The following is a 25,525-nucleotide window of genomic DNA, read 5'->3' as shown; positions in this document are numbered from 1 at the left end:
GTGAGTGATGACGTCATCGAGAGCATCGACATCTTCACCCCGGAGAACCGAGTCCTGTTCGACGTCACCGTGGAGATCCCCAAGGGGACGAAGAACAAGTACGAGATGGATCACCACACCGGCCGCATCCGGCTCGACCGCACCCTGTTCACCTCCACCCAGTACCCGTACGACTACGGCTTCATCGAGGGCACGCTCGGGCAGGACGGCGACCCGCTCGATGCGATGGTGATCGGCGCGGAGCCGACGTTCCCGGGGTGCCTCATCGAGTGCTACGCCGTCGCCATGTTCCGCATGACCGACGAGATGGGCGGCGACGACAAGGTGCTGTGCGTGCCGACGGCCGACACCCGCCGTCGCCACCTCAAGGATCTCGACTCGGTGGCCGAGCACATCCTGCTGGAGATCGAGCACTTCTTCTCCGTCTACAAGGACCTGGAGCCCGGCAAGTCGGTGGAGGGCGCGACGTGGGCGGGCCGCGACGAGGCCGAGAAGGAGATCCTGGCCTCCATCGAGCGGGCGAAGGGGACCTCCTTCGAGCACCACCACGTCAACCTCGCATGAACACCTTCACGCTCCAGCTCCGCCCGAAGTTCCTGCCCCTGTTCCTCGCCGGGCTGGGCTGGTGCTTCGGCGCTCTCATCGTGCTCGCCTTCCTGCACATGCAGTTCGACGTGGACGTCGCCGCGGCCTACATCACCGTCCCGGTGGCGCTCGGGGGCATGATGTTCATCCGCAACGCCATGAGTCCCACCCGGGTCATCACGATCGCCCACGGCCAGTTCTTCATCAGCGACGGCAAGGTCGAGTTGGACCGTTTCCCCCTGACTGACCTGTCACGGGTGGAGGTTTTCCAGAAGCTCACCCGGAATTTTCAGGCCTTCGACCGGTACGGCCAGCTCCGCGTCGATCTCAAACCGACGGCCGCGACGACGGTACCGGACGAGATCGCCGATTGTCTGCGGCGGGAGCTGCCGCATCTGGAGGCCCCGGACCCGCGCGGTGGGAAGCGCCCCAGGAACCGACGCCACCGGGTGATCACCTTCCCGCCCGGTGTCCCACCGTCGCGCACCGCGCAGAGATATCACTGATTCACTCGACGAACCGCCCATTGACGAGGCTTTCCTCAGGAATGTAGCTCCACACTTCCTTTCCACGGGGATTCTCAGCCGATAAACTATGAGTCTGTCGGCTTTATGGTCTCAATGAACTCAAGGGTCTTGATGTCGCCCCGCCGCTGACTAGCCTTCTGCTCGTCGGAAGGAGAGACATGCGAACCTTCGAGTTCACTGTCCAGGCAACGAAGAAGTGGCCGGCAGTTCTCATCGCCAGTGCGTACCTCAGCGTGCTCGTCACGCTCATCGCGTCGAACCGCGACTTCTTCCACACCGTCGCACTTCAGGGCAACCGGGTCGTCAACGCCGCGGGCATCGTCGTGATGCTGCTCCCCGCCTTCATGCTCATCGCCTTCCTCGACTCCCAGCGCACCGTCCAGATCAACCAGGAGGACCTCGTTGTTCGGACACCGAAGGAGGAGGTCGCCCGCATCGCCCTCGCCGACATCGGCACGGTCCGGGTGACGGCGCTGTCCCGCTGCCTGGAGATCTGCGACCGGGCCGGGAATGTCCGCATCCGCCTCAACTGTCACGGGCTGACGAACCCCAGCGACGCCGTCCTCGACGAACTGCTCCACGCCCTGCCCGGGCGCGAGACCCGGAAGGAGGGTCGGGTCCAGGAACTCCGCTGGACCGACCGCTCGGTGGAGTTCCTGCCGGTGTGACCCCACCCTTGGTTAGGCTGCTCCCGTCCACGCTTCCACGGTTCGGAGGTGACCTTGAAGACCTTCTCGATGAGAGCATTCCCTGAGAACAGGACCCTCGTGTGGGGAATCGTCATCACCTACCTGGCCGTCGTGTTGGTGGTGGTCGTCATCTTCCTGATGAACCAGGACCAGCAGAGCGCACGAACCGCCCGACTACTCGTCACGCTGATCCTGATCCCCCTGTTGGCCCCCTTGTTCGGCATCCTGTGGCTGCTCAGCTGGCCGGTCACCGTCTCGATCGGGAACGGTCAGCTCGTCGTCTGGGACAGGAAGCGGGGGCAGCTGGTGATGCGGCTCACCGACATCGGCCACGCCCGGGTCGTCGACCAGAGTCGCCGCCTGGAGATCTACGACCACAGCCGCGTGCTGCGGTTCCGGGTCACGCCCTTCCTCAAGGCCAAGGTCCCCGACGAGCTCCTGTCATGGCTCCAGGCCACCATGCCCCACCGGGCGACGGAACAGAGGCGCGTCGCCCCACGCGCCTCCTTCGTCGACCGCTTCGTCGACTTCCCGCCCCCCGGCATGTACTGAAACCGCCTCGGTGTCGGGCAGGACGCGACGAGACGTCCGCCTTTTGTCGGCCCCATCGAGTAGGGTTGCGGGCCGTGACTGAACCTGTGATCCTCGCCCGCCAACTGCGCAAGTCCTACGGGGACTTCGAGGCGGTCAAGGGCATCGACTTCGAGGTGGAGCCCGGCACCTCCTTCGGGCTCCTCGGGCCCAACGGGGCGGGCAAGTCGACGACGATGCGGATGATCTCCGGCGTCTCGCAGCGCTCCGGCGGGGAACTTCGCATCCTCGGCATGGACCCCGACGACCAGGGCCCCCGGATCCGAGCCCACCTCGGTGTGGTCCCCCAGACCGACAACCTCGACCTGCAGCTGACGGTGCGACAGAACCTCATCTTCCACGGCCGCTACTTCGGGTTGCCCCGTCCCTGGCTGGAGGCGAAGTCCAACGAGCTGCTCCAGTTCGCGCAGCTCGTCGAGAAGCAGAACTCCCGCGTCGACGACCTGTCCGGCGGCATGAAACGACGTCTCACCATCGCGAGGGCGCTCGTCTCGGATCCGCGGATCGTGCTGCTGGACGAGCCGACGACCGGCCTCGACCCGCAGGCCCGGCACATCCTGTGGGACCGGCTGTTCCAGCTCAAGGAGAAGGGCACCACGCTCCTGCTCACCACGCATCACATGGATGAGGCGGAGCAGCTGTGCGACCGGCTCATCGTCGTCGACCACGGTCGCATCGTCGCCGAGGGTACGCCCCCGGATCTCGTCCGGGAGCACGCGGGCAAGGAGGTCGCGGAGCTGCGTTTCGGTTCCAGCCGGAACGCAGAGGCCGCGGAGAGCCTGGCCGGGATCGGGGATCGCATCGAGGTGCTGCCGGACCGGGTGCTGGTCTACGCCGCCGACGGCGAGGCCATCCTGAGTGCCGTCCATGGACTCGGTCTGGAGCCCCTGTCCGCGCTGGTGCGACGCTGCTCCCTCGAGGACGTGTTCCTCCGTCTGACGGGACGGTCCCTCATTGACTGAGCACACCATCAACCACGATGCCCAGGCGCGGCGCGTCGCCCGCTGGGGGTCGCTCCTGCATGCGAAGAACGTGGTGATGCAGCTGCGCGCCTGGGCGGGGAGTGTCTTCGGCACCGGCACCGCGGAGTCGCTGCTGACAGTACTGGCGCTGGGGGTGGGACTCGGCGTGGTGGTGGACCAGGCCAGTCCCGGCGCCCTCGGGGTGCCGTTCCTGCAGTTCGTCGCACCGGCGATGATCCTCAGCGTCGCCGTGCACGGCGCCCACATCGAGAACATGATGGGAGTGATGGCCGGGTTCAAGTGGTTCGAGACGTACCTGTCCGCCGCCACCACCCCGACGACCCCGCACCAACTCTTCACCGGCCACATGATCGGAGGCTCACTGCGTTACACCATCAGCGTGGCGACGGTGGTCCTCGTGCTGTTGCCCTTCGGCGGTGTCACGATCCTCAACGCGGTGTTCCTGCTCCCCATCGCGCTGCTCACAGCCTGGGCCTTCGGGAACCTCGTCGCGGCCTGGACCACCCACCAGCCGGAGGACAAGGGGCAGTTCTCGCTCTTCAGCCGTCTGGTGGTGCTGCCGTTGACCCTGTTCTCCGGCACCTACTTCCCGCTGGAGGTACTGCCGATCTGGCTCCAGCCCGTCGGCTGGGCCTCGCCACTGTGGCACGGGGTGAACCTGGCACGGATCATCACCCTGGGCCAGGCGGCGCCATGGTGGTTGCCAGTCGTGCACGTCGCCTACCTGGCAGCACTGGCGGTGCTCGGCTGGTGGCTGGCGTGCCGGGCCTACCAAGCCCGGCTGCTCGGGGAGCTGTTCATCGGCCGGAAGAAACGTCGGAAACCCGCGAAACCGGAGGTCGCGGTGGCAGAGGGTCAGGAGCTGCCGGACGGCCAGGACCTGATCCGGGCCGCCGGAGGCCACCGCTGGGGCTTCCTCACCGTCGCCAGACGGGGGGTCAAGGCGGCCTGGGGGTCCAGCACCCTGGTCATGGTCACCGGTGGCATCGAACCCCTGCTGTACCTGGCCGCCATGGGTTTCGGGCTCGGCACCCTCGTCGGACAGGCCGACGGGGCGACGGCCTACGCCGCCTTCATCGCACCGGGCCTGTTGGCCAGCTCCGCGATGATGGGCGCGGTGATGGACACCGTCTACAACGTGTTCTTCAAACTGAAGTTCGACAAGCTCTACGAGGGGATGCTGTCCACCTCGTTGTCGCCGCTGGACGTGGCCTTCGGTGAGATCATCGTCGCACTGGTCCGGGGCGGGTTGTACGCGACGGCGTTCCTGGCAGTGATGGCGGCACTCGGGCTCGTCGCCTCGTGGTGGGCGCTGCTGGCGATCCCAGCCTGTCTGCTCATCGCCTTCGGCTTCGCCGGGATCGGCATGGCCGCCACGTCGTTCGCGAGGACCTTCCAGCAACTGGACTGGATCTTCGTGGCGCTCATGCCGATGTTCCTGTTCTCCGGCACCTTCTACCCCGTCGAGGTGTACCCGGAGCCGATCGCGACGGTGGTGAAGTTCCTGCCCCTGTGGCACGGCATCGAGATGATGCGGGATCTGACCTCCGGGGCGGTCGGCTGGGCCACCGCCGGTCACGCCCTGTACTTCGTGGCGCTGGCGGTGCTCGGCACGGTCATCGCCTCCCGCCGCCTGAAGGCGCTGTTCCTGCGCTGAGAGGGCGCGCCGATGGGTGAATCCACTGTGGTCACCCCGGTGTCCTCCTCTCCGGGCCCCCTCTCCGCTGGTCGAGCCGGGACCCGAAACGCAGTGAAGGGACCCGTGTCGAGACCCCGTGAGAGTTCGCAGGAACCCCTCCAGAGGTCCCGACACGCTCGCTTCGCGGCTCGACCAGCGGAAACGCGGCGAGGATCCCCTCTCTCCGCTGGTCGAGCTGAGGGCGCTGTGCGCCCGATTGTCGAGACCCGGTGAGGGCTCACCTCTCCGGGCACCTCTAACATAGGTTCGCAGGAGGCACAGATGAGCAGTAACCAATGGCCAGGTTCCGGACAGCAGGGCCCGATGGGGCAGCCGTGGCAGCCCCACCCACAGCAGGGCCAGGGCAGCCATCCCCAGCAGGGGCCGGGCGGCCATCCGCAACAGCAGCAGGGTGGATACCCGCAGCAACCGGGCCAGAGCGGCTACCCTCAGCAGCCCCACCAGGGCGGGCAGACGCCCTGGCAGCAGCAGTACCCGCCGTCGTCCCAGCAGCCCTACGGTCAGCAGTCCTACGGTCAGCAGCCGTACGACCAGCAGCAGTACGGTCAGCAGCCCGCATACGCGGCACCGGGCCATGGCACCCAGCCGGGACAGGGGTACCCGGACCCTGGCCAGTACCACGGCATGCCCACCCCGCCCCGGAGGGTCAACCCGTTGCTCGTCACGCTGGTCGTGGTCCTGGTGCTGGCGGTGGGCGGACTCGTCGTGTACCTGGTCACCCGCGGTCAGGGCGACAACGTCGCCACCCCCACCCAGAGCAGCCAGCAGCCGACGGCCACCGCCTCCCAGTCCAGCGAGGAGCCGAAACCCACGAAGAGCCCCAGCGCGGAGAAGTCGTCGAAGGCCCCCTCAAAGAAACCGACCCCCACGCCGACCCCGACCCCGACCTCCGCGGAACCGACGCATGAGACCTTCGAGGAGCCGCCCTTCCCGGAGACGTTCGGAACCTTCAAGGCCGTCAAGCTGCAGGAGGAGGAGTCCACAGGGTTGTTCAAGTTCCAGGGGTACGACAGCTCGGACAGGGGCCGTTTCGTCGCCGGCTACGTGCCCGGCGAGTTCTTCTTCGAGACCCTGACCAAGGAACTCGAGAACCCGGAGACCTTCGGGGAAAGCGTCTGCGGTCAGCTCACCGACACGGAGCGGGACCTGAAGTTCTACGGCTGCTACACCAAGGCCCACCGGGGAGTGCTGCAGACGGCTCTGGCCACGGCCACCACCCCCAGCGACGCCAACGCCGTGACCCAGGAGTTCATCGCCGTCTGGAAGTGACGGGTCGAGCTGGCCCGCGGCTGATCGCGGATGCAAGACTGCTGCCATGTCGTCGTACCTGCTGCTGCGCAACCCATCCGCCAACCGCGTCTACGCAGGGGAGGCGGCGGCGCTGACCGCCGCTGAACTGGAGATCACGGCCCCCTTCGTCGCGGAGGTCGAGCAGGTGGAACTGGCGGGGGTGGACTACCTCGGCTTCACGGCCGACTCCCCCACCCGCGATCAGCTGGCGACCATCGCCTCCCAGTCGGCGGCCTTCGCGCTGTACCGCCGCGACGGCGACATGCTGCACCCCGTCGCGCTGCCCCGCGTCGACCTCCTCGACGACGACCTCGTCACCATCCCCAAGTACCAGGGGAAGACCAACGAGCAGTTCACCCGGCTGCTGCTCAACGTCACCCTCGCCGCCTGCGACCGGCCCGCCCCGTACCGGGTCCTCGATCCGATGGCGGGCCGCGGCACCACCCTGTCGACGGCGCTCATCGCGGGCTGCGACGCCTTCGGGGTGGAGTCCGACGACAAGGCCTTCGAGGCGATGGCCGCGTTCTACAAGACGTACCTGCGTCGCAAGCGGGTCAAGCACAACGCCGACATCACCCCGGTGCGCCGCGAGGGGAGGAACATCGGCCGCCGCTTCGACGTCCGGATCACCGTCGGCAAGCGCGAACTGCTGGCGACGGTGTTCACCGGCGACGCCCGCACCTCGGGGGCGCTGTACGGGAAGAAGCGGTTCGACGCGATCGTCACGGACGCCCCGTACGGGGTCGTCCACGGCGCCACGACGGGCGGGAAGCGGTCCCGCACCCCGGCGCAGCTGCTCGCGGAGACGATCCCGGTCTGGGCGGGTCAGCTGCACCCGGGTGGGGCGCTGGGGATGAGCTGGAACACCCTCTCCCTCCCGCGCGAGGACCTGGCCGCGATGCTCACCGACGCGGGCCTGGAGGTCCGCAGCGGCGGGGCCTGGGACCGGTTCGCGCACCGCGTTGACTCGTCGATCCGCCGGGACCTCGTGGTCGCGGTGAAACCTCTCCCGGAGTGAGGTTGCGCGACCAGATTCGCCTGCCCGCGCGGCCTCTGACATCGGTTCGGCCCCACCGGGGCCGGACGCGAGGAAAGTCCTTGGAAACCCTTGCCGGACATCGTCAATCAGCGTTATCATCGCCCTATGACGATGACAACAGGTGGTGAGTGTGACCCCGAGGTGGAGCTCGCGGCCACGCTGTTCCGCTGCCTGGCGGACCCCAACCGGCTGGCCATCATCCAACACCTGATGCTGGCCCCGCACCGCGTCGCCGACCTCGTTGGACATCTGGGACTGGCACAGTCCACGGTGTCCGCCCATGTGCGTGCGTTGCGTGACTCCGGTTTGCTGAGCGCCCGGGTCCGGGGACGGGCGACCTTCTACTCGCTGGCGGAACCGGAGTTGACCGCGGAGCTGCTGGCCGCCGCCCAGTCACTGCTCGGAGCAACCGGCGAGATCCCCGTCGACTGCGGCCAGTGAGGGTGGGAGCAGATGCACGACCACGGACATTCACACGGGCACTCGCACGGCTCCACGAATCGTCGGAGGCTGATCGCCGCCCTCGCCATCACCGGCAGCATCCTGGTGGTGGAGATCATCGGCGCCCTCGTCACGGGGAGTCTGGCACTCCTGGTGGATGCCGCACACATGCTGACCGACTCCATGGGGCTCATCGTCGCCCTCATCGCGGCGACGCTGATGGCGCGTCCCCCGTCGGATCGTCGCACCTGGGGCTGGCAACGCGCGGAGGTGCTCTCGGCGGCCCTCCAGTCAGGCATCCTGCTGGTCGTCGGGTGCTACGCCGTCGGGGAGGGGATCCTCCGGCTCTTCGCACCCCCCGAGGTGAGTCCTGGCGGGCTGATCGTCATCGGTGCGCTCGGGCTGCTGGGCAACCTGCTCGCCCTGCTGGTCCTGGCGGGTGGCCGGGACGCCAACCTCAACATGCGGGCCGCCTTCCTGGAGGTCCTCAACGATGCCCTCGGCTCGGTGGCGGTGATCGTCTCGGCCGTCGTCGTCGCCCTGACCGGGTGGATGCGCGCCGACGCCGTCGCGGGGCTGATCGTCGCCGCGTTGATCCTGCCCAGGGCTGTCCTGCTGCTGCGCCGCTCGACCATGATCCTGCTGGAGGAGACCCCTGCCGACCTCGATCTGAGCGAGGTCCGGTCCCACATCCTGACGCTGCCCCACGTCCAGGGGGTTCACGACCTCCACGCCTCGATGGTGTCCACGGATCAGCCCATCCTGACCGCGCACGTTGTGCTGGCCGAGGAGTGTTTCCGCGACGGCCATTCCCAGCAGATCCTCTCCCAGATCCAGGAGTGCCTCGAGCGGCACCACGAGATCAGCATCGAGCACTGCACCCTGCAGCTCGAGTCGACGAGCATCGCCGATCAGCACCTGGAACGCCTCCACACGTGAAGGCCGTGACGCGGTGAGGCGGCCCGCCGAAGCGGGACCTCGTAGAGTTGGGCCCATGCGACGACTCGTGCTGATGCGCCACGCGAAGACCCAGGCCAGCAACCCCGGGGGCGACCATGCCCGCGAGCTGTTGCCCCGCGGGGTGCAGGACGCCCAGGATGCCGGGCTGGAGCTGCGTGGGTTGGGCCTCGGGTACGCCCTGGTCTCGACCGCCACCCGCACCCGCCAGACCTTCGCCGCCCTGGGCCTCGACATCCCCGTCGAGTTCCTGGACTCCCTCTACCACGACGGGTCGGAGGCGATGCTCCAGCACATCAGCGAGACCGACCCGGCCATCACCGGTCTCCTCGTCGTCGGTCACGCCCCGTCGATCCCGGCCCTGGCGGCCCAGCTCAGCTACGCCTCGAACCCCCGCGAGGCCGACGCGCTGCAGTGCTGGTTCCCCACCTCGACCTTCACCGAGTTCACCTTCGAAGGCGACTGGGCGGACCTCGCCCCGTTCGAACTCGACCACGTGAGGCTGGAACGCATCGAACGCCGCTGAGTCACGACCCCAGAAAGACCGGCCTCCGGCCGGGGCCGAGCGCCTGATGCGCCAACAGCATCCCCACGACGAAGGCCGCGAGGGCACGACACAGCTCAACCCGGACGTCGAGGACCTGCCCGTTGGCCGGGAACAGTCCGCCCACCACCGGCAGCCCCGACGGGAGGAACGGGCCGGGGCCGAGGGCGAACACCCAGGGCGCCACCTGCACCAGATTGTTGACCCCCTTGTCACTCCCGAATCCCCACGCCAGGGCCGCCCCCGATCCCAGGGCGGCGAATCCCGCGAGCTGAGCGCCCATGACCAGGGCCTCCGCCCCGAGCCGTTCCGAACCGACCCAGATCCTGAGCGCCAGGAACAGCGCCACGATGGAACCGGCCGCGACGACGACGTACCCGGCCCGCGAACCCAGGGCCTGCATCACGCGTCCCCGGTAGTGTCCGCGCGTCGCCGAGAGCAGTTCCATCTCCCACGACGCGGCCCCGGCCACGAAGGCGGCCACGGCGACGAAGTAGGGCCAGTGCGTGCTGAACCGGGCCAGATCCATCCCGCGTCCGCCGAGGCTCTGGTAGAGGCCGCCGAGCACCAGGGCGTTGAGGACCGGCAGCACCCCCAGCGCGCTGATGAGTCCCGGCACGGACTGCTGCCGCACCAACGCGACGAGCGGCGCCCCCATGACCGTCCGGATCCGCTTCATCGGTTCTCCACGTTGTCGAGCAGCCGACGGTGCACGACCCGTCGGGCGACGGGGGCAAGGAGGAGGCGAAGCCCCAGCCACCAGAGCGCCGTCAGCACCAGCGCCACCGCTGCACCACCCCAGAACCTGCCCGGTTCGGCCATGCGTTCCAACCACACGAACGGGAACGCCTGACGAAGCCACACCGGCGACAGGAACGTCACCGTTCCGAGGGCCACCACCATGACACCCTGCCGGATCCAGGGCACCACCTGGGCCGGACGGTAGGCGACGGCCAGACCCAGGGTCAGCACGTGGGTGTAGGCCGTGAGCACCACCAGCCCGACGACGTACACCCCGGCAGCGATCCACACGCTCTCCGGGGTGATGAGGGCCGCGACCACGAAAGGTAGGGCCAGGGCCGGGGCGGTGATGACCGTCATCGCCAGGGCGCGGGCCAGCATCAGGCGGCCGAAGCCCGCGGTGTCGCGGAAGGTCTGCCACACCGTCTGGAAGCGGAACTCGTTCTGGAAGGCCGACATCGCGGACAGCGCGCACACCGCCGTCCCGAGGAGGAACATCGCCCGGAAGGCACCGGCGAGGACCACCTCCCGGGGTTCGGCGCGGAGCTGCCACAGCCCCGCGCTGAGCACCCCGATCTGCAGGGTCACGCCGACCACGAACGACGAGGTCGCCCTGCGGTCCACCCACTGCAGCCAGACGAGGAACAGCAGCCCTTCAGCCGACCAGGCGCGCATCGTCCAACCTCACCGTTCGGGTGCACACCGCCGCCAGGAAGTCAGGGTCGTGACTCACCAGCACCTGGGCCCGGTCCTCGGCCGCGAGCACCCGTTCCCGGAGCATGCGGACCCCCGCCTCGTCCAGCCCGGTGGTCGGCTCGTCGAACAGGTGGGTGGTGGCCCGGGGGTCGGCCCACAGCGCGGCCAGATGCAGCCGCTGTCGCATGCCGAGGGAGTACTTCGCGTACATCACCCGCTCGGCGGCCTCCGCCGCCAGGCCGACCTCGACGAGACGTCGGGTCGCCTCGCGACGGGACATCGTCACGCCCCACAGCCCCGCGAGGAAGCGGAGGTTCTCGCCTCCCGTGAGCCGTGGGTAGAACCCGAGTGGCGCTCCCGCCGCCAGGTGGACCGAGCGTTGGAACCGGCGCCGCCAGTCATCGGCCGGGACACCATCGTTCCTCAGCTGACCCGCATCCAGCCGCAGCATCCCCGCGAGCACCCGGAGCACGGTTGACTTCCCCACGCCGTTGGCTCCGACGATCCCGACCCGCTCCCCGGGGGCGACCGTCAGGGATGCGTCCCGGATGATGAGTTTCGCCTCACCGCGCCGGGTCCGCGGGATCGTGTACGAGCCCTCGGACAACTGCAACCCCGCCTCGTTCCGTTTCATCACGACCCACTCACCCGCCCAGAAAGGGGAAGGAGTCGTAACAGGCCGCCAGGCCTGTGCGGGTGCGGTCGGGGACGGGGGCGAGTTCCTCCAGCTCGAAGCGGCGACGACTCGGGGTTCCGCCCCGTTTCCACGTGCCGACGACCCGGCCCCCGCTGATCGCGGGGCGCCGGAACATCCCGTTGTTGCCGGGGACCAGCCGCTCGTGGACGTCCTGCGTCATCGCGAACAGCCGGTCCTGGTAGCCGAGGATGAACTCGTCGAATCCGGGGAGCAGCAGCGGACGCGACGCCGACCGGCCCGCCTCACGCACCTCGTCGGCCAGCCCCTGCCGCTGGAATCTCTCCTCGTCGACCTCCTCGAAGCGGTCCCGGATCTGCTCGAAGGCCCGCCGGATCTCGGCGATCGGCAGCTTCGACCACCACTGGAAGTCCCGCAGCGTCGCCGGACCGCGGGAGGTCAGGTACCGGCTGAGCAGCTCGGCGGCCGCCGCCTCCCGGTCCCCGTTGAACCGCCCCTCGAGCCCCGAGCCCTCGGGCAGCCACGACTCGCACAGCGCGACGTGCTGGTCACCGTCGACGATCGGGCCGTGGCACAGCACCCCGGTGGAGATGAGGTGCACCAGCAGGTGGTAGTTCGCGCCCTGCGCCTCCGACAGGCCCGCCTCCGCCCAGCGCTCCCCCAGCTCGGCCCGGGGACGGGGTCCCGCCGCCAGCAGCTCCCGGGCCACCTCCTCGCTCCTGGCCCGGTGCCGCTCCCCCAGCCCGCGCTTGTCCAGCAGCCGCACCGACTGCCGCAGCCCCGGGCCGACACACAGCTGCGTGATCCACGCCGCATCCTGCGCCGCCATCGCGAACACCGTGCCGCGCATCGGGTAGCCCCGCACGATCTCACCCCGCGCGAACGCCGCCACCACCGCGTCGACGTCGCCGCCGCAACGCAGCGCGAGGGACGCGACCACCCCGGGCAGGTCCTGGCCCTGATGCGCACCGAACGCGCCGGCCGCATCCCTCGGCGAGTCGAACAGGCGCGTGACCAGCCCCTGCGCGACGAGCCGGGCCCGCCCCAGCGCCGCGTCGGCCACCCGTCAGTCCGCCTCAAAGGTCGCGTAGACCCTCACCGACAGCAGCAGGTCCTCCGGACGCGCCTCGGGGGCCGACGAGAACGACGACGTCTCCCGCATACGGCGCTTCATCGCCACGGGCTCCTCCTTGCCCCGGGCACCGCTGACCCAGTGGTCGGACAGGTGGGTGCAGCCCGTGATGGCGGCCCCCGACGCCGCCGCGAGGATCTCGGCGCGACGCCGGGCCTGCTTCACGGCCTCCGTCAGCAGCTCGGTCTCCACGGCCTCCTCCGTCTCCGGGGTGAGTCTCCAGTCCGTCGAGAACAATTCGACGCCGTCACGCTCACCCCAGGCCAGGCAGAAATCGGCGAGGGCCTGCCGGTCGTGGAAGGTCACCGTCGCGCTGGCGCTGGCCGCGAACCTCGACGAGCTGCCGCGCCGCCCGACCGTCCAGGACAGCAGCTGCACCGGTTCGAGGGTCCAGCCCCGGATCGCCGACGGCTCCAGCGGGGTGACCGCGTCGGCGAACTCGCGGCTCAGGACCCCGACGGCGCGCACCACCCGCTCCCGGTTCGCACCCTCCGACTCGAGGTTGACGCTCAACACCGCGAGTTCCGGGGCGACGCGCCGCTCCGCCTCGCCCTCGACCTTGATCTCCATGCGCCGATCCTACCGACCCCCCTCATCCTGAACCACGGTCACGAACCGCCGTTCGGCTTCCACGAAAGCCCCGTTTGAAACGTTTCAAGCGAAGCGGGACGGCGATTCGTGACCGCGCTGGTTTCGCCTGCCTTGTCGCGGGTTCGCCTGTGTTGGGTGTGGCTCGCCTGCCTCAACGGCGGCTCGCCTGTCTAGTTCGGCAGGCAAAGTGAAAGAAGACAGGCGTTTCCGACCCAAGGCAGGCGAATCAGCGTGTTGAGGAGGCCGACGGGAGGGGTGGGAGGGGCTGTCAGGGCGCGGACAGGGGCGCCCCCTCACCCTGCGCTCACGATCCGTCGACGCTCCCCCGCGCCCGACCGTCCATGAGACGGCCGCTGGACCCCTCACCCAGCTCCTCCAGCGCCAACCGACCCACCATCTGCTGGTTGGTGGTGGCCCGCTCCGAGCGGCCCCGGGTGAGGAAGCTGATGAACCAGTGCAGCAGCGTCGACAACCGCTGCTTGAAGCCGGCGATGTAGAGCAGGTGGAGGAGCAGCCACGCCAGCCAGGCGAGGAACCCCGTCATCCTGAGCCGCCCCGCGCTCACGACGGCGGCGAACCGCGAGATGGTCGCCATGGAGCCCTTGTCCTTGTACCGGAACGGATCGAGGGGGCGCGCCCCGTCGATCTGACCACGGATGACCGAGGCCGCGTACCGGGCCCCCTGGATGGCCCCCTGCGCCACCCCCGGCACCCCGTCGACGGCGGCCAGGTCCCCGACGACGAACACCTCCGGGTGCCCCGGCAGGGTGAGGTCGGGCTGCACCCTCACCCGGCCCGCGCGGTCGGTCTCCGCCCCCGTCTGCTCGGCGAGCTGCGCGCCCAGCGGATTCGCCGCGACACCGGCCGCCCACACCTTGCACACCGTCTCCAGCCGCTCCGACTCCCCGCCGGGGCGCTTCACGACGATGCCGCGGGCGTCCACGTCGGTGACGAGGGTGTCGGTCCAGACCTCGACGCCGCGGCTGGTCAGGGAACGGCGGGCCACGTCGCCGAGGTCCTCGCCGAAGCTCGGCAGCACCCGCGGCCCACCCTCGATGAGCACCACCCGCGCCTGGCGCGGGTCGATGCGACGGAACTCGCCGACGAGGGTCTTCGAGGCGAGTTCCCGGATCTGCCCCGCCATCTCCACACCCGTCGGCCCAGCCCCGATCACGGCGAAGGTCAGCAGCCGGGAGACGTCCGCCCCCTCCGGCTCCGCCTCCGCCAGTTCGAAGGCGCCGAAGATCCGGGCCCGGAGCTCGAGGGCGTCGTCGATGGACTTCATGCCGGGCGCGAACCGGGCGAACTGGTCGTTGCCGAAGTACGACTGCCCCGCCCCGGCCGCGACGACGAGGTGGTCATACTCGGTGACGTGGGTGCGGTCGTGGAACCGCCAGTGGACCTGGCGCGCCTCGACATCGATGCGGGTGACGAGCCCCAGCTGGACCCGGACGTTGCGTTGCCGTCGCAGGATCTCGCGGGTCGCCGGGGCGATCTCCCCCTCACTGAGGATGCCCGTCGCCACCTGGTAGAGCAGCGGCTGGAACAGATGGTGGGCGGTCCGGGCGATGAGCGTGATCTCGACGTCGGCCCGGCGCAGGGCCTTCGCTGCGAACAACCCGCCGAACCCGGACCCGATTATGACAACACGAGGCTTGCGCATGTCCTCAATGGTGCCATGCCCGCGCGCCCTCTCAGAGGGTGCGCGGATAGGGGAATCGTCACGAGGATCGGCACGGTGGCCTCCTGGCAAGGCGGACGACGAAGAGCGCACTGGACCGTGCGTTCAAGGAGGACAACACAGCCAGGGGGACACCGGGACGACCGCAGCAGATTTCGCCTGTCAGCGCGCCCTCTCAGATCAACGCCCGCGCGACGGCCGCCGCGACCTCCTCGCCGGATCGCACCGCGCCCTCCATGTAGCCGTTGAACCGGGAAGAGTACTCCGCCCCGGCCCAGTGGAGGCACCCCTCCGGCGCGGCGAGGACCGGGCCGTTCGAGCTCCAGATCCCCGGCGCGAAGTGGGCGCCGTGGCAGCCACCCGTGTAGACCTCCGCGCTCCAGTCCCGTTCGATGTACTCGATCGCCTCGGCCCCCTCGGGCCCGAAGACCTTCACGGCGGAGTCGATGAACGCCTGCCGACGCTCCTCCCTGGACCGGTTGGCGTAGGAACCAGCCTCAACTCCCTCGAAGAAGCCCAGCAGATGCCCCCGCTCCGAATCGGGTCGGGTGGTGTCGAAGGTGACCCGCACCGCCCCCTCATCGGAACTCGACTGCCCGGAGAGCCCTTTGTCACGCCAGAACGGACGCTCGTAGATGAGGAAGGCCTTGATGACGTTGCCCGCCGCGACCTTCTCCGCGGCCTCGGCGCGCCACGTCGGCAGCGCCGGGTCGTGCTCCAGCACGACCGCGAGCCGGGGCGGCAGCGTCGAGATGACGGTCCGCGCCTCGACGGTCTCCCCGGAGGCGAGGGTGAGGACAGCCATGTCGTCGTGGCTGACCTTGACGACGGGCTCGCCGAGCCGCACCGCGTCGCCGAGTTCCGCGGCGATCGCCTCGCACAGGGCTGCCACTCCACCGTCGACCCGCTGCTGGTTCAGTCCTCCGTTGGAGGCGAGCATCGACTCCAGGTCGGGCCCCGAGTTGATCTGACGCAGCCCCTCCAGCAGGGTCTCGTCCTCGGTCATGGGACCGTAGGCCGCCGTGTAGACCTCGCCGAAGCGTTCCTGCGCCCCGGAGGTGCGGAGGTTGGTCCGCACCCAGCGTCGGAGGTCCTGTTGCAGCCACGCGTTGTTCGCCTTGACCCAGGTCGGGTCCTCCGCCAGCCGTTTCGCCAGGCGACGCAGCCGGAGCAGCCCTTGACTGAGGTCGGAGACCTCGAACGGGGTGAGTTCCTTCCCGTCGGCCTTCGACGGCACCGACGTCGCCTGCCCGTGGATGCGCACCATGAGGTTCCCCTCGGCGGGCAGGCCGATGGTGCTCAGCCCGTAACGATGCACGAGTTCGAGGATGGCGTCGTGGCCGGCACCGATCCACTGTCCCCCCAGCTCCACCTGGCTGCCATCCGACAGGGCGGCGTTCTCCACGCGTCCCCCGACACGGTCCCTCGCCTCCAGCACGACGACATCGAGACCACGATTCCTGAGGTCGCGCGCGGCAACCAGACCGGCCAGGCCAGCACCGATGATGGCGCAGTCCAGCATCACCCCTCCTAGATCACTTTCCAGATCCGCTCCATCAGCGTACAAGGCACCCTCATCGCCCCCGAGGGCACCCCCGACCTCACAACGCGGCGATGACGGCCTTCACCTCGTCGACATCGACGGGGATCCGCCGCACGTGGCGGGGCAGGTCCTCGATCCCGTCGAAGACGGCGGGCCGCGGCGGGGTCACCCCGACCGCCTCGATGATGGTTTCACCGAACTTGACGGGCAGGGCGGTCTCGAGCACGACGACAGGCCCGGCCACGGTGCCCTCGGCCAGCAGTCGACGGGCGACGTGGACGCCGTCGGCGGTGTGCGGGTCGATGAGGACCCGGTCCTGCTCCCACGTGGCACGGATCGTCGCCAGGCGGTCGGCGTGCCGGGACGAACCGGAGACGAAACCGGAACCGGAACGATCCGTCGCGGACAGGTCGAGGCTGCCCTCGGCGGGGAGCCGACGCCCGAACAGTTCCGCGACGAGGGCCCCGTCGCGTCCCAGGAGGTCGGCGACGAAGCGCTCAAAGTTCGATGCCTTGGAGATGTCCATCGACGGGGAACTCGTGGCGAGGGTCTCCTCGGCGGAACGCACCCGGTAGATCCCGGTGCGGAAGAACTCGTCGAGGACATCGTTCTCGTTGGTGGCGAGAACGAGGTGACGGATCGGCAGCCCCATGCGACGGGCGATGTGACCGGCGGCGATGTTGCCGAAGTTGCCCGACGGGACCGCGAAGCTGAGCGGCCCACCCTCGGAGATCCGCAACCAGGCGGCGAAGTAGTAGACGATCTGCGCCATGAGCCGGGCCCAGTTGATGGAGTTGACGGCACCGATGCGGTGTCGGGCCTTGAACTCCGCGTCGGCGTTGACGGCCTTGACGAGGTCCTGGCAGTCGTCGAAGACCCCCTCGACGGCCAGATTGACGATGTTCGGGTCGTCGAGGGCGTACATCTGGGCCTGCTGGAACGCGGTCATCCGGTCGGCCGGGGAGAGCATGACCACCCGTACCCCGTCGCGTCCCTTGAGGGCGTGCTCGGCCGACGACCCGGTGTCGCCGGAGGTCGCACCGAGGATGGTGAGGGTCTCGCCACGGCGCGCCAGCTCGTAGGGGAACAGCTCCCCCAGCAGCTGCATCGCCATGTCCTTGAACGCGACGGTCGGACCGTTGCTGAGGTGCGCCAGCCACAACCCGTCGGACAGCTGCGACACGGGCACGACGGCGGGGTCCAGGTACTTCGCGGGGGCGTAGGCCCGCTGGCAGATGGCGCGCAGGTCGTCGGCGGGGATGTCGTCGACGAACAGGGAGCACACCTCGAAGGCCAGACCCGCGTAGCCCTCGTCGGCGAGGACGGTGCGCCACCGGGTGAGGGTCGCGTCGTCGACCGTCGGGTACTCGACGGGCAGGTAGAGGCCGCCGTCGGGGGCGAGGCCCTCGAGCAGGATGTCGCTGAAGCCGCGGGTGTCGGCGGTGGTGGCGCGGGTGGAGACGTATCGCACGGCCCGACTCTACCCGCGCACCCTCTTAGAGGGTGCGCGGATAGGCGAATCCACTGCGGTCGCCCCGGTAACCCCCTGGCAGCGTTGTCCTCCTCAAACGCACAATCCAGTGCGCTCTTCGTCGTCCGCCTTGCCAAGAGGCCACCGTGACGATCCTCGTCACGATCCCCCTATCCGCGCACCCTCTTATTTGAGGATGTCGCGGCGGGAGAACCGGAACGAGGTGATGGCGATCAGCAGGGCCAGCACGATGAGACAGTAGGCGAGGCCGTGCCAGAAGGTGAGTTCGAGAACCGGCACGCTGGGACCGTCGGAGGAGAACTCCATGAACTCGATGTACTCGCCTTCCACGAGTGCCTCGACGTAGGGCAGCGGCACGATGGCGGACAGGACGGGACCACTGCGCACCGACAACGGCAGCAGCTGGGTTCCGGCGAAGACGAAGAACATGAACACCGGCCCCCGCCACGGGGAGGCGAAGAGCAACGCGAGGGTCGCTGCCAGGGCCGCGGCGAGCAACGTACTGAGCAAGTACCTGCCCACCACCGCTCCCATACCGATGTGGCCGACCACTCCCTCGGGCCCTCGAACCCAGCTGTAGGCCAGCACGTCCATCGTCAGCCCCAGAACGAACCACAGGGCGGTCATCGCCGCGGCGGCGACGGTGGCCACGATGATCTTGGCCCACATCACCTGCCGCCGGTTGGGGGTGAACGTCAGCTGGGTCCCCACCTCGCCCGTCGAGAACTGGGACCCGACGTGTTGGGAGAGGAAGGCGAAGACGAGGAGCTGGGAAAGAACTCCCATGACCCGGATGGTCCGATCGACCACCGATGTGAAGTCGGTCGGTACACGGAGAAACTCCTCCACGGTCAACGGGGGCTGGGCCTGCATGTCGGCCACAATCTGGCAGGAGTCCTCGTCACCGTCCCCACACTGCTCCTGGGCCATCTCCAGCTCGAACTGTTGCTGCTCCACCACGCTCTCGTAGCTGACCCGGGCCTGAACCCAGTCCGCCTCGGACACCGGTTCGGCACCCTCCACGGTGGTGATGGCGGGCCAGCACACCAGCACGAGGGCGAGCAGGCCGAAACCCCGCAGCGCACCGCTGCTGAGCAGTCGCAACACCTCGGCCCGGAGCAGGTTGATCATCAGGCGGCCCTCCCCTGGGTGGCTGACAGGTGCTCGTGCTCCGTCAGGCGCAGGAACACCGACTCCAGGCTGGCCTGCTGTCGGCTCAGATGTGACGGCCACAGGTCGGCCAGCCCGAGGGTCCGCGCCACCTCCGACGCGTGGATGTCACCGTCGGACCTGACGTGGAGCTTCCCCGCGACCTGCTCGCACCGGTAGCCGGCCTGCCGCAACACCTCGTTGGCCCGCCCGACCTCCGCCACCTCGACGACGACGTGGGCCTGGCCGCCGCCGAGCAGCGCCTCCAGATCCCCCTCGGCGATGACGTGGCCCCGCCCGATGATCGAGACGGAGTTCGCGACCTGTTCGATCTCGCCGAGGAGGTGGCTGGAGACGAGGACGGTGCGTCCCGCGTCGGCCAGCGCCCGCATGGTGGTGCGGATCTCCTGGATGCCCGCCGGGTCGAGCCCGTTGGTCGGTTCGTCGAAGATGAGGATGTCGGGGCGCTTCAGCAGGGTGGCGGCGATCGCGACCCGCTGCTTCATGCCCAGTGAGCACGCCCTGAAGGGGGTGTCGACCCGGCCACCGAGCCCCACCTCGAGCAGCACCTCGGTGACCCGGGCGTTCGGGACCCCCGTCGCGAGTGCGAGGATCTCGAGGTTGCGTTCGATGCTCAGTCCGGGGGCCAGGCGTGGGGTCTCGACGATGGCGCCGACGCGGTGGACGACCTCCGGCAGCCGCTCCGGCACCTCGTGGTCGAGGATCCACATGCGTCCCGCGTCGGCGCGCAGCAGCCCGAGGAGCATGCGGATGGTGGTGGTCTTGCCGGATCCGTTCGGCCCCAGCAGGCCGTGGACCCCGCCGAGGGGGACGTTGAGGTCGAGCCCGGAGACTGCGCGGGTGTGACGGAAGCTCTTGCTGACCCCCTTCAACTGGATGGCCCAGTTCGTGGGCCGACTCTTCCACATCCCGCTCATGGCACGCACCCTATCCGCCCGGCCGGGGCCGGAGGTCAGCCTGAGGTCATCGAGGCGTCAGACCGTGGTCTCCGCAGCAGCCACCAGACGACGCCGACCGTCACGGCGAGGGCGGGCAGGGCGTCGATGGCGCCCTGGAGTGGCCCGAGCAGGGTCACTGCGGCGACGGCGACGACGGCAGCCACCTCCGTGTCGATGCCGGTGCCCGGCGCGGGCCGGGTCCGGGGCAGGCAGAAGATGAGGAAGGGAGCCGCCCAGGTGAGGTACCACGGCTGGATGGCTGGCCCGGCGAGCATGAACGCGAGCAGCCCGCAGGTGAGCACCAGCCAGGGGCGGCCGGGATCCTCCGGGGTGGGGCCCCAGCGTCGCACCACCCACACCAGGGCCAGGAGGACCGTGATAGCCGAGAGTGCGGACAGCACCGGCAGCGCGGCCCCGCCGGGCGCGATGCGCAGCGACAGCTGGGCCAGCCACGACCAGGGGGAGAAGTTCATCGCGGTGAGGGGGCTGCCCGCCGTGGGTCGGGCCCAGCCGAAGCCGAGCCCCGAGGCGACCGAGACGAGGACGAAGACCGCCACCGCCACGCCGCCGGCGGCCCCGGCGCGGACGGCGAGGTCGCGCCAGGAGCGGGGAGTGAGGGTGGCGACGGCGATCGCGACGATCCCGAACCCGGCGAAGGCCGCCGACTGCTTGACGAGCATCCCGACGCCGATCATGGCCCCGCCCAGCAGGAGCCCCGACCAGCCGCCGCGCAGGGCGAGGACGGCGGCCCAGGCCACGGCGGCCACGACCACCGCGTCGTTGTGAACCCCGCCGACCCACTGGAGGATGAGGAGCGGCGACGTGACCCCCAGCCACAGGGCGGAGCGGACGGGGACGGCGAGGTGCTGGGCGAGGCGTCGCACGGCCGCCACCGTCACGGCGAGGGCGGCGAGGTGGAGGAGCCGCAGCCAGAAGATCCCCAGTCCGGCATGGCCGAGCGAGAGCCAGTGGGCGAGCCGGAAGATCATCACGGACCCGGCCGGGTAGACGGCGGTGGTGCCGGCCCAGTGGTGCCCGACGGGCAGGCCCGGCAGTTCCGCCACGGCCAGCGGGGTGGTGTACGGATCGAGTCCCTCGGCGAGCATGCGTCCCTGGGCGAGGTAGGCGGCGACGTCCTGGCTGAACAGCGGTGGCGCGGCGAACAGGGGCAGGGCCCACAGGACGGCAACCCCGGCCTGGTGCTCGAAGCGGGGTCCGAGCCGCCACCAGCACAGCAGCATCAGCGCGACGCACCCGGTCATGAGCAGGTGCAGGGCCCGCCCGGCCCAGGGCGCGTCGGGGGTGACGAGCCACGCCAGCCCGCTGAGGGCGGCGCTCGCCCCGACCCCGACCCAGATGAGACGTTCCGGCGGCAGGGCCTCCAGGCGGAGAGCACGAAGCACTGACATCCCCTTCAGCCTAGAGGGTGTGCGGGAAGCAGGATCGTCACGGCGACCGCGCCCCACCCCAGCAGGCACGAACCGCCGCTCTGCCTCCACGAGACCCCGGTTTGAAACGTTTCAACACAAGCAGGACGGCGATTCGTGACCGCTTCGACGTGGGCGGCCCGAGGCGAGGAAGACGACGGGCGGTCAGGCGCAGGCCGTCGACTCGCCCCAGTCGACGTGTCCCTCGCCGCTGCCCCGGGGGAACTCGAGGAGCAGCTGATGCTCACCTGCTCCCCGGACGAAGTCGACGCACCCCTGCCCGGACAGCTCCAGCACAACGATCTCCCCCGCCGCGGAGGCGACGGTGGCCCGGACCGGCGGACCCGAGACCCGCCACGACAGGGCCTGCCGCTCCCCGGGGGCAAGGACCATCGCGTGCCGCGTCGGCTCACGCATGTGCTCGTCCCCCCGGAGGAGACACCCCTCCCGCCGGTAGCTGAAGGTCACCGAGTGCGCCCCCTGAGGGTCCCCGTAGATCTCCCGGTCGCACGGGGCCCTCAGTTCGTTGCTCACCCAGACACCCAGCACGAGCGCAGCGATCAGGGCCACACCGGCCGCCACCAGGACCCGCTTCCTCATGCGCCCAGTATCGACGCCAGGCGGGTCACCCGATCCCAACCCCTCACGAACACCCTCCGGGGCTTACCATGGGGCCAAAGCTGTGAGAGTTGGGAACACCATGAAGGCCTTCATCCGAGTCGTCCGTGACATCGCATTGATGCTGACCCGCATCGTCATGGGCGTGGTGATGGTCGGCCACGGCTGGCACCGCTGGCAGAACGAAGGCGTGGCCGCCGAGGCCGCCCTGCTGGAGTCCATCGGCCTACCCAACCCGGGGCTCCTCATCTGGCTCGTCATCGGGTTCGAGGTGGTCGGGGGCATCCTCCTCATCTTCGGACTCGCGACCCCCGTCATCGGGTTCGGCATCGTCGTCCTCAACTGCGCCATCATCTTCCTCGTCCGCGGCGACAGCTTCTACGCCCACGACGGCGGCTGGGAGTACAACGCGGTCATGGCGGTGGTCGGGCTGATGCTGCTCGCCCACGGCTCCGGCCGGGCCGGGCTCGACAACCTGTTCCTCCAGCCCCGCGACGACGAACCCGAGCCGGCGCCACCGGTGATCCACGACGAGCCCGCACAGTGACGGTCCGACGTCCACAGGAATCTCACAGCGGATCCATGGCCTTTCCCGGGCCCTGAGTGCGACAGTAGTGCCATGACCTCAGCAGCCCCCGCCCCGCTGACCCGCCCCGACGGCACCCCGCTGCGCGTCCTCACCGTCGACGACGAGCCCAGCCTGACCGAACTGCTGTCCATGGCGATGCGCTACGAGGGCTGGGACGTCCACACCGCCGCCACCGGCCAAGACGCCGTCAGGCTCGCCCGCGAGGTCCAGCCCGACGCGATCGTCCTCGACATGATGCTGCCGGACTTCGACGGCCTCGAGGTGATGCGACGCATCCGCACCGAGCAGCCCGACGTACCGGTCATCTTCCTCACCGCCAAGGACGGCGTCCATGACCGCGTCACGGGCCTCACCGCCGGCGGCGACGACTACGTCACCAAACCGTTCTCCCTCGAGGAGCTCATCGCCAGGCTCCGCGGCCTGCTGCGCCGCTCCGGCGCCACCACCATCCAGCCGGAGACGCAGCTCATCGTCGGGGACCTCATCCTCGACGAGGAGTCGCACGAGGTCACCCGCGCCGGGGAGGCCGTGGCGCTGACCGCCACCGAGTTCGAGCTGCTGCGCTACCTCATGCGCAACCCGAGGCGGGTGCTGTCGAAGGCGCAGATCCTCGACCGGGTGTGGAACTACGACTTCGGTGGGCAGGCGAACGTCGTCGAGCTCTACATCTCGTACCTGCGCAAGAAGATCGACGCGGGCCGCGAACCCATGATCCACACCATGCGCGGAGCCGGATACGTGCTGCGTCCGGCGGGGCCGTGATGCAGGCCGGGACGTTGTCGGCCCAGCTGCGCCGCCACATCACGATCGTGGTGGCGGCCCTGTCGCTGCTCATCCTGGCCGGAACCCTCGTCGCGGCACAGACCCTGCTGTACCGCCAGGTCGACGGGCAACTGGACAACGCGAAGGTGCTGCAGCGACGCGGCCCGGCCGACCCGAACGGCAAGCACGCCCCCGGCATCGCGGTGCCGGGCATGCCACCCGGGACCATCGTCGCCATGCGCACCGAGGACGGGGAGGCGTACGGCACCCGGATCGCCGAGGGCACCTATGAGTCGCTGACGACGGACGCCTACACGGCGCTCATCGGCATCGACCCCGACGGGCAGAACCACAGCGTGACCGTCCCCGAGATGGGACGGTACCGGGTCAGCTCCCGGATGGAGCAGGGGGTGCGCGTCATCGTCGCCGTGCCGCTGGAGGCGGTGCACTCGACGCTGGTGCAGCTGACCTTCCTCGGCGTCGGGCTGGGTCTGGTGTCCGTCGTCGTCGCGGCACTGGCGACCCGGGCCGTCGCGGATGCCGCGACCCGCCCACTGCGTACCCTGACCGCCACGGCCCAGACGGTCTCCCGGCTGGAGCTGGGGCGCGGCGAGGTGCAGGTCCCCGCGCCCGTGCCGTCGCCCGATCTCGCGCCCAGCCACGAGGTGGCGCAGCTGACCGACTCCTTCAACCGGATGCTCGGCAATGTCCGCAGCGCCCTGGAGGCCAGGCAGGCCTCCGAGACGAAACTGCGCCGCTTCGTCGCCGACGCCTCCCACGAGCTGCGGAATCCGCTGGCCGCGATCCGCGGCTACTCGGAGCTGGCGGGACGCGCCCGCGGGGAGGATTCGACCTTCGCCCTGGGACGGATCGACGCCGAGTCGCGGCGCATGACGAAACTCGTCGAGGACCTGCTGCTCCTGGCCCGCCTCGATGCCGACGCACCCACCGAGCTGAGCCCCGTCGACCTGGTGGAGGTCGTGCTGAACGCGGTCAGCGATGCCCGCGCCGCCGGGCCTGACCACCAGTGGCGGCTCGAACTGCCGGAGCAGGGACTCGAGGTGTTGGCGAACGCGGACCGGCTGCACCAGGTGGTGGTCAACCTGCTGTCGAACGCCCGCACCCACACCCCCGCCGGGACGACGGTGACCACCAGCGTCGCGGTGCGGGACGGGATGGCTGAGCTGGTGGTGGCGGATGACGGTCCGGGGATCCCACCCGCGGAGCAGCACCGGATCTTCGAGCGGTTCAGCCGCGCGGATGCCTCACGCCGCCACAGCGAGGCGCAGTCGACGGGGCTGGGCCTGTCGATCGTGCAGGCCGTGGTGCACAGTTTCGGGGGCTCGACGGCGGTGGCCTCGGAGCCGGGGAGGACGACCTTCACGGTTCGGCTCCCACTGAGCGGATAGGTGGCGGTGACCATCTATGCTCAACCTCATGGACATTTCCCGCGACGACCTCGCCCACCTCATCGACCACACCCTCCTGCGGACCGACGCCACCCCGGCGGAGGTCTCAGCCCTCGTCGCCGAGGCCCGCGAGCTGGGGACCTTCTCGGTCTGCGTGTCCCCGTCGATGCTGCCGATCACGGATGAGCTGGGCGAGGTGAAGGTCGCGACGGTGTGCGGGTTCCCATCGGGCAACCACACCCCGGCGGCGAAGGCGGCCGAGGCGGCGGAGTCGTCGCGGCTGGGCGCCGACGAGATCGACATGGTCATCAACATCGGGCTGCTCAAGGCGGGTCAGCCGGAGAAGGTGCAGGAGGAGATCGCGGCCGTGAGGGAGGCGACGACCGGTTTGCTCAAGGTCATCATCGAGTCGGCGGCCCTCACCGATGACGAGATCGTCGCCGCTTGTCGGGCCGCAGAAGCGGCGGGTGCCGACTTCGTGAAGACCTCGACGGGCTTCCACCCGAAGGGCGGGGCGAGCGTGCACGCGGTCAAGCTGATGGCGGACACCGTCGGCGGTCGGCTGGGGGTCAAGGCCTCGGGCGGCATCCGCGACTGGGACACGGCCAAGGCGATGGTCGAGGCAGGCGCGACGAGGCTGGGCCTGTCCGCGAGCCGCGCCATCCTTGAGGGCGCCCCGGCCGACACCGACTACTGAGGACCGAGGCCCCCGCGCCACCCACCGAGTCCGGGGACT

At 69.6% G+C, this 25,525-nt stretch carries 27 protein-coding genes; 15 read left to right on the top strand and 12 right to left on the bottom strand.

The window, feature by feature from the left end; translation table 11 throughout:
- Positions 1-15: 15 nt before the first annotated feature.
- The 11 genes from EII35_RS03215 to EII35_RS03165 all read left to right on the top strand — a co-directional run bounded on the left by EII35_RS03215 (position 16) and on the right by EII35_RS03165 (position 9,327).
- Positions 16-564: an inorganic diphosphatase gene (locus EII35_RS03215; protein ID WP_395858216.1), complete on the top strand. Its 549-nt coding sequence runs from the start codon at positions 16-18 to the stop codon at positions 562-564.
- Complete coding sequence (locus EII35_RS03210) at positions 561-1,091, top strand: hypothetical protein (protein ID WP_125227025.1); 531 nt, start codon at positions 561-563, stop codon at positions 1,089-1,091. The genes EII35_RS03215 and EII35_RS03210 overlap by 4 nt, the downstream gene beginning before the upstream one ends.
- 179 nt (positions 1,092-1,270) lie before the next feature.
- Entirely contained in the window at positions 1,271-1,780 is a 510-nt protein-coding gene (locus tag EII35_RS03205) for a hypothetical protein (protein WP_125227024.1), read from the top strand.
- Positions 1,781-1,849: 69 nt separating this feature from the next.
- Positions 1,850-2,353 carry a hypothetical protein gene (locus EII35_RS03200; RefSeq protein ID WP_125227023.1) on the top strand — a complete coding sequence of 168 codons (504 nt, stop codon included), beginning with the start codon at positions 1,850-1,852 and terminating at the stop codon, positions 2,351-2,353.
- Positions 2,354-2,427: 74 nt separating this feature from the next.
- Complete coding sequence (locus tag EII35_RS03195; RefSeq protein ID WP_125227022.1) at positions 2,428-3,354, top strand: ABC transporter ATP-binding protein; 927 nt, start codon at positions 2,428-2,430, stop codon at positions 3,352-3,354.
- On the top strand, positions 3,347-5,032 hold the full coding sequence (locus EII35_RS03190) for an ABC transporter permease (RefSeq protein WP_125227021.1): 1,686 nt from the start codon (positions 3,347-3,349) through the stop codon (positions 5,030-5,032). The genes EII35_RS03195 and EII35_RS03190 overlap by 8 nt, the downstream gene beginning before the upstream one ends.
- A 303-nt stretch (positions 5,033-5,335) precedes the next feature.
- Positions 5,336-6,343 (top strand): hypothetical protein, encoded by a 1,008-nt coding sequence (locus EII35_RS03185; protein WP_125227020.1) that lies wholly within the window; start codon positions 5,336-5,338, stop codon positions 6,341-6,343.
- Positions 6,344-6,389: 46 nt separating this feature from the next.
- Entirely contained in the window at positions 6,390-7,382 is a 993-nt protein-coding gene (locus EII35_RS03180) for a TRM11 family SAM-dependent methyltransferase (RefSeq protein ID WP_125227019.1), read from the top strand.
- Positions 7,383-7,508: 126 nt separating this feature from the next.
- Complete coding sequence (locus EII35_RS03175; RefSeq protein WP_125227018.1) at positions 7,509-7,844, top strand: ArsR/SmtB family transcription factor; 336 nt, start codon at positions 7,509-7,511, stop codon at positions 7,842-7,844.
- 12 nt (positions 7,845-7,856) lie between these two features.
- Positions 7,857-8,783: a cation diffusion facilitator family transporter gene (locus tag EII35_RS03170; RefSeq protein WP_125227017.1), complete on the top strand. Its 927-nt coding sequence runs from the start codon at positions 7,857-7,859 to the stop codon at positions 8,781-8,783.
- A gap of 55 nt (positions 8,784-8,838) precedes the next feature.
- Complete coding sequence (locus EII35_RS03165; RefSeq protein WP_125227016.1) at positions 8,839-9,327, top strand: SixA phosphatase family protein; 489 nt, start codon at positions 8,839-8,841, stop codon at positions 9,325-9,327.
- A gap of 1 nt (position 9,328) precedes the next feature.
- Here EII35_RS03165 and EII35_RS03160 read toward each other — a convergent pair whose 3' ends face one another.
- From EII35_RS03160 to EII35_RS03105, 12 genes are all read right to left on the bottom strand, one after another.
- Positions 9,329-10,024: a hypothetical protein gene (locus tag EII35_RS03160; RefSeq protein WP_125227015.1), complete on the bottom strand. Its 696-nt coding sequence runs from the start codon at positions 10,022-10,024 to the stop codon at positions 9,329-9,331.
- Positions 10,021-10,761 (bottom strand): hypothetical protein, encoded by a 741-nt coding sequence (locus EII35_RS03155; RefSeq protein WP_125227014.1) that lies wholly within the window; start codon positions 10,759-10,761, stop codon positions 10,021-10,023. Before EII35_RS03155 ends, EII35_RS03160 begins: the two co-directional genes overlap by 4 nt.
- Positions 10,742-11,416 (bottom strand): ABC transporter ATP-binding protein, encoded by a 675-nt coding sequence (locus EII35_RS03150; RefSeq protein ID WP_260464995.1) that lies wholly within the window; start codon positions 11,414-11,416, stop codon positions 10,742-10,744. Before EII35_RS03150 ends, EII35_RS03155 begins: the two co-directional genes overlap by 20 nt.
- Positions 11,417-11,426: 10 nt before the next feature.
- Positions 11,427-12,500, bottom strand: coding sequence for a winged helix DNA-binding domain-containing protein (locus EII35_RS03145; protein ID WP_125227012.1), 1,074 nt, complete (start codon positions 12,498-12,500; stop codon positions 11,427-11,429).
- 3 nt (positions 12,501-12,503) lie between these two features.
- Positions 12,504-13,139 (bottom strand): SIMPL domain-containing protein, encoded by a 636-nt coding sequence (locus EII35_RS03140; protein ID WP_125227011.1) that lies wholly within the window; start codon positions 13,137-13,139, stop codon positions 12,504-12,506.
- A 325-nt stretch (positions 13,140-13,464) separates the two neighbouring features.
- Entirely contained in the window at positions 13,465-14,823 is a 1,359-nt protein-coding gene (locus EII35_RS03135; RefSeq protein WP_125227010.1) for an NAD(P)/FAD-dependent oxidoreductase, read from the bottom strand.
- Between the two features lie 193 nt (positions 14,824-15,016).
- Entirely contained in the window at positions 15,017-16,363 is a 1,347-nt protein-coding gene (locus tag EII35_RS03130) for a flavin monoamine oxidase family protein (protein ID WP_125227106.1), read from the bottom strand.
- Positions 16,364-16,442: 79 nt separating this feature from the next.
- A complete protein-coding gene (gene thrC / locus EII35_RS03125) occupies positions 16,443-17,855 on the bottom strand; it encodes a threonine synthase (RefSeq protein WP_125227009.1) in 1,413 nt (470 codons plus the stop codon).
- Positions 17,856-18,041: 186 nt separating this feature from the next.
- On the bottom strand, positions 18,042-19,007 hold the full coding sequence (locus EII35_RS03120) for a hypothetical protein (RefSeq protein ID WP_125227008.1): 966 nt from the start codon (positions 19,005-19,007) through the stop codon (positions 18,042-18,044).
- The gene (locus EII35_RS03115) at positions 19,007-19,963 is read right to left on the bottom strand and encodes an ABC transporter ATP-binding protein (RefSeq protein ID WP_260464988.1); all 957 of its coding nucleotides are present in this window, start codon (positions 19,961-19,963) and stop codon (positions 19,007-19,009) included. Before EII35_RS03115 ends, EII35_RS03120 begins: the two co-directional genes overlap by 1 nt.
- A 35-nt stretch (positions 19,964-19,998) precedes the next feature.
- Positions 19,999-21,393: a polyprenol phosphomannose-dependent alpha 1,6 mannosyltransferase MptB gene (mptB, locus tag EII35_RS03110; protein ID WP_125227007.1), complete on the bottom strand. Its 1,395-nt coding sequence runs from the start codon at positions 21,391-21,393 to the stop codon at positions 19,999-20,001.
- Between the two features lie 183 nt (positions 21,394-21,576).
- Positions 21,577-22,011: a hypothetical protein gene (locus EII35_RS03105; protein ID WP_125227006.1), complete on the bottom strand. Its 435-nt coding sequence runs from the start codon at positions 22,009-22,011 to the stop codon at positions 21,577-21,579.
- 100 nt (positions 22,012-22,111) lie between these two features.
- On the opposite strand from EII35_RS03105, the gene EII35_RS03100 reads away from it, so the two are divergent.
- The 4 genes from EII35_RS03100 to deoC all read left to right on the top strand — a co-directional run bounded on the left by EII35_RS03100 (position 22,112) and on the right by deoC (position 25,486).
- Complete coding sequence (locus EII35_RS03100; protein ID WP_185744132.1) at positions 22,112-22,576, top strand: DoxX family protein; 465 nt, start codon at positions 22,112-22,114, stop codon at positions 22,574-22,576.
- Between the two features lie 72 nt (positions 22,577-22,648).
- Positions 22,649-23,380: a response regulator transcription factor gene (locus EII35_RS03095; protein WP_125227004.1), complete on the top strand. Its 732-nt coding sequence runs from the start codon at positions 22,649-22,651 to the stop codon at positions 23,378-23,380.
- Positions 23,380-24,789 (top strand): sensor histidine kinase, encoded by a 1,410-nt coding sequence (locus tag EII35_RS03090; protein ID WP_125227003.1) that lies wholly within the window; start codon positions 23,380-23,382, stop codon positions 24,787-24,789. The genes EII35_RS03095 and EII35_RS03090 overlap by 1 nt, the downstream gene beginning before the upstream one ends.
- Before the next feature lie 28 nt (positions 24,790-24,817).
- Positions 24,818-25,486: a deoxyribose-phosphate aldolase gene (gene deoC, locus EII35_RS03085; protein WP_125227002.1), complete on the top strand. Its 669-nt coding sequence runs from the start codon at positions 24,818-24,820 to the stop codon at positions 25,484-25,486.
- Positions 25,487-25,525 lie beyond the last annotated feature (39 nt).

This window comes from Arachnia propionica (genome assembly GCF_003932785.1).
Lineage (GTDB): Bacteria > Actinomycetota > Actinomycetes > Propionibacteriales > Propionibacteriaceae > Arachnia > Arachnia propionica_B.
The sequence above is the reverse complement of the archived record's forward strand: the minus strand, read 5'-3'. Positions and strand labels throughout refer to the sequence as shown.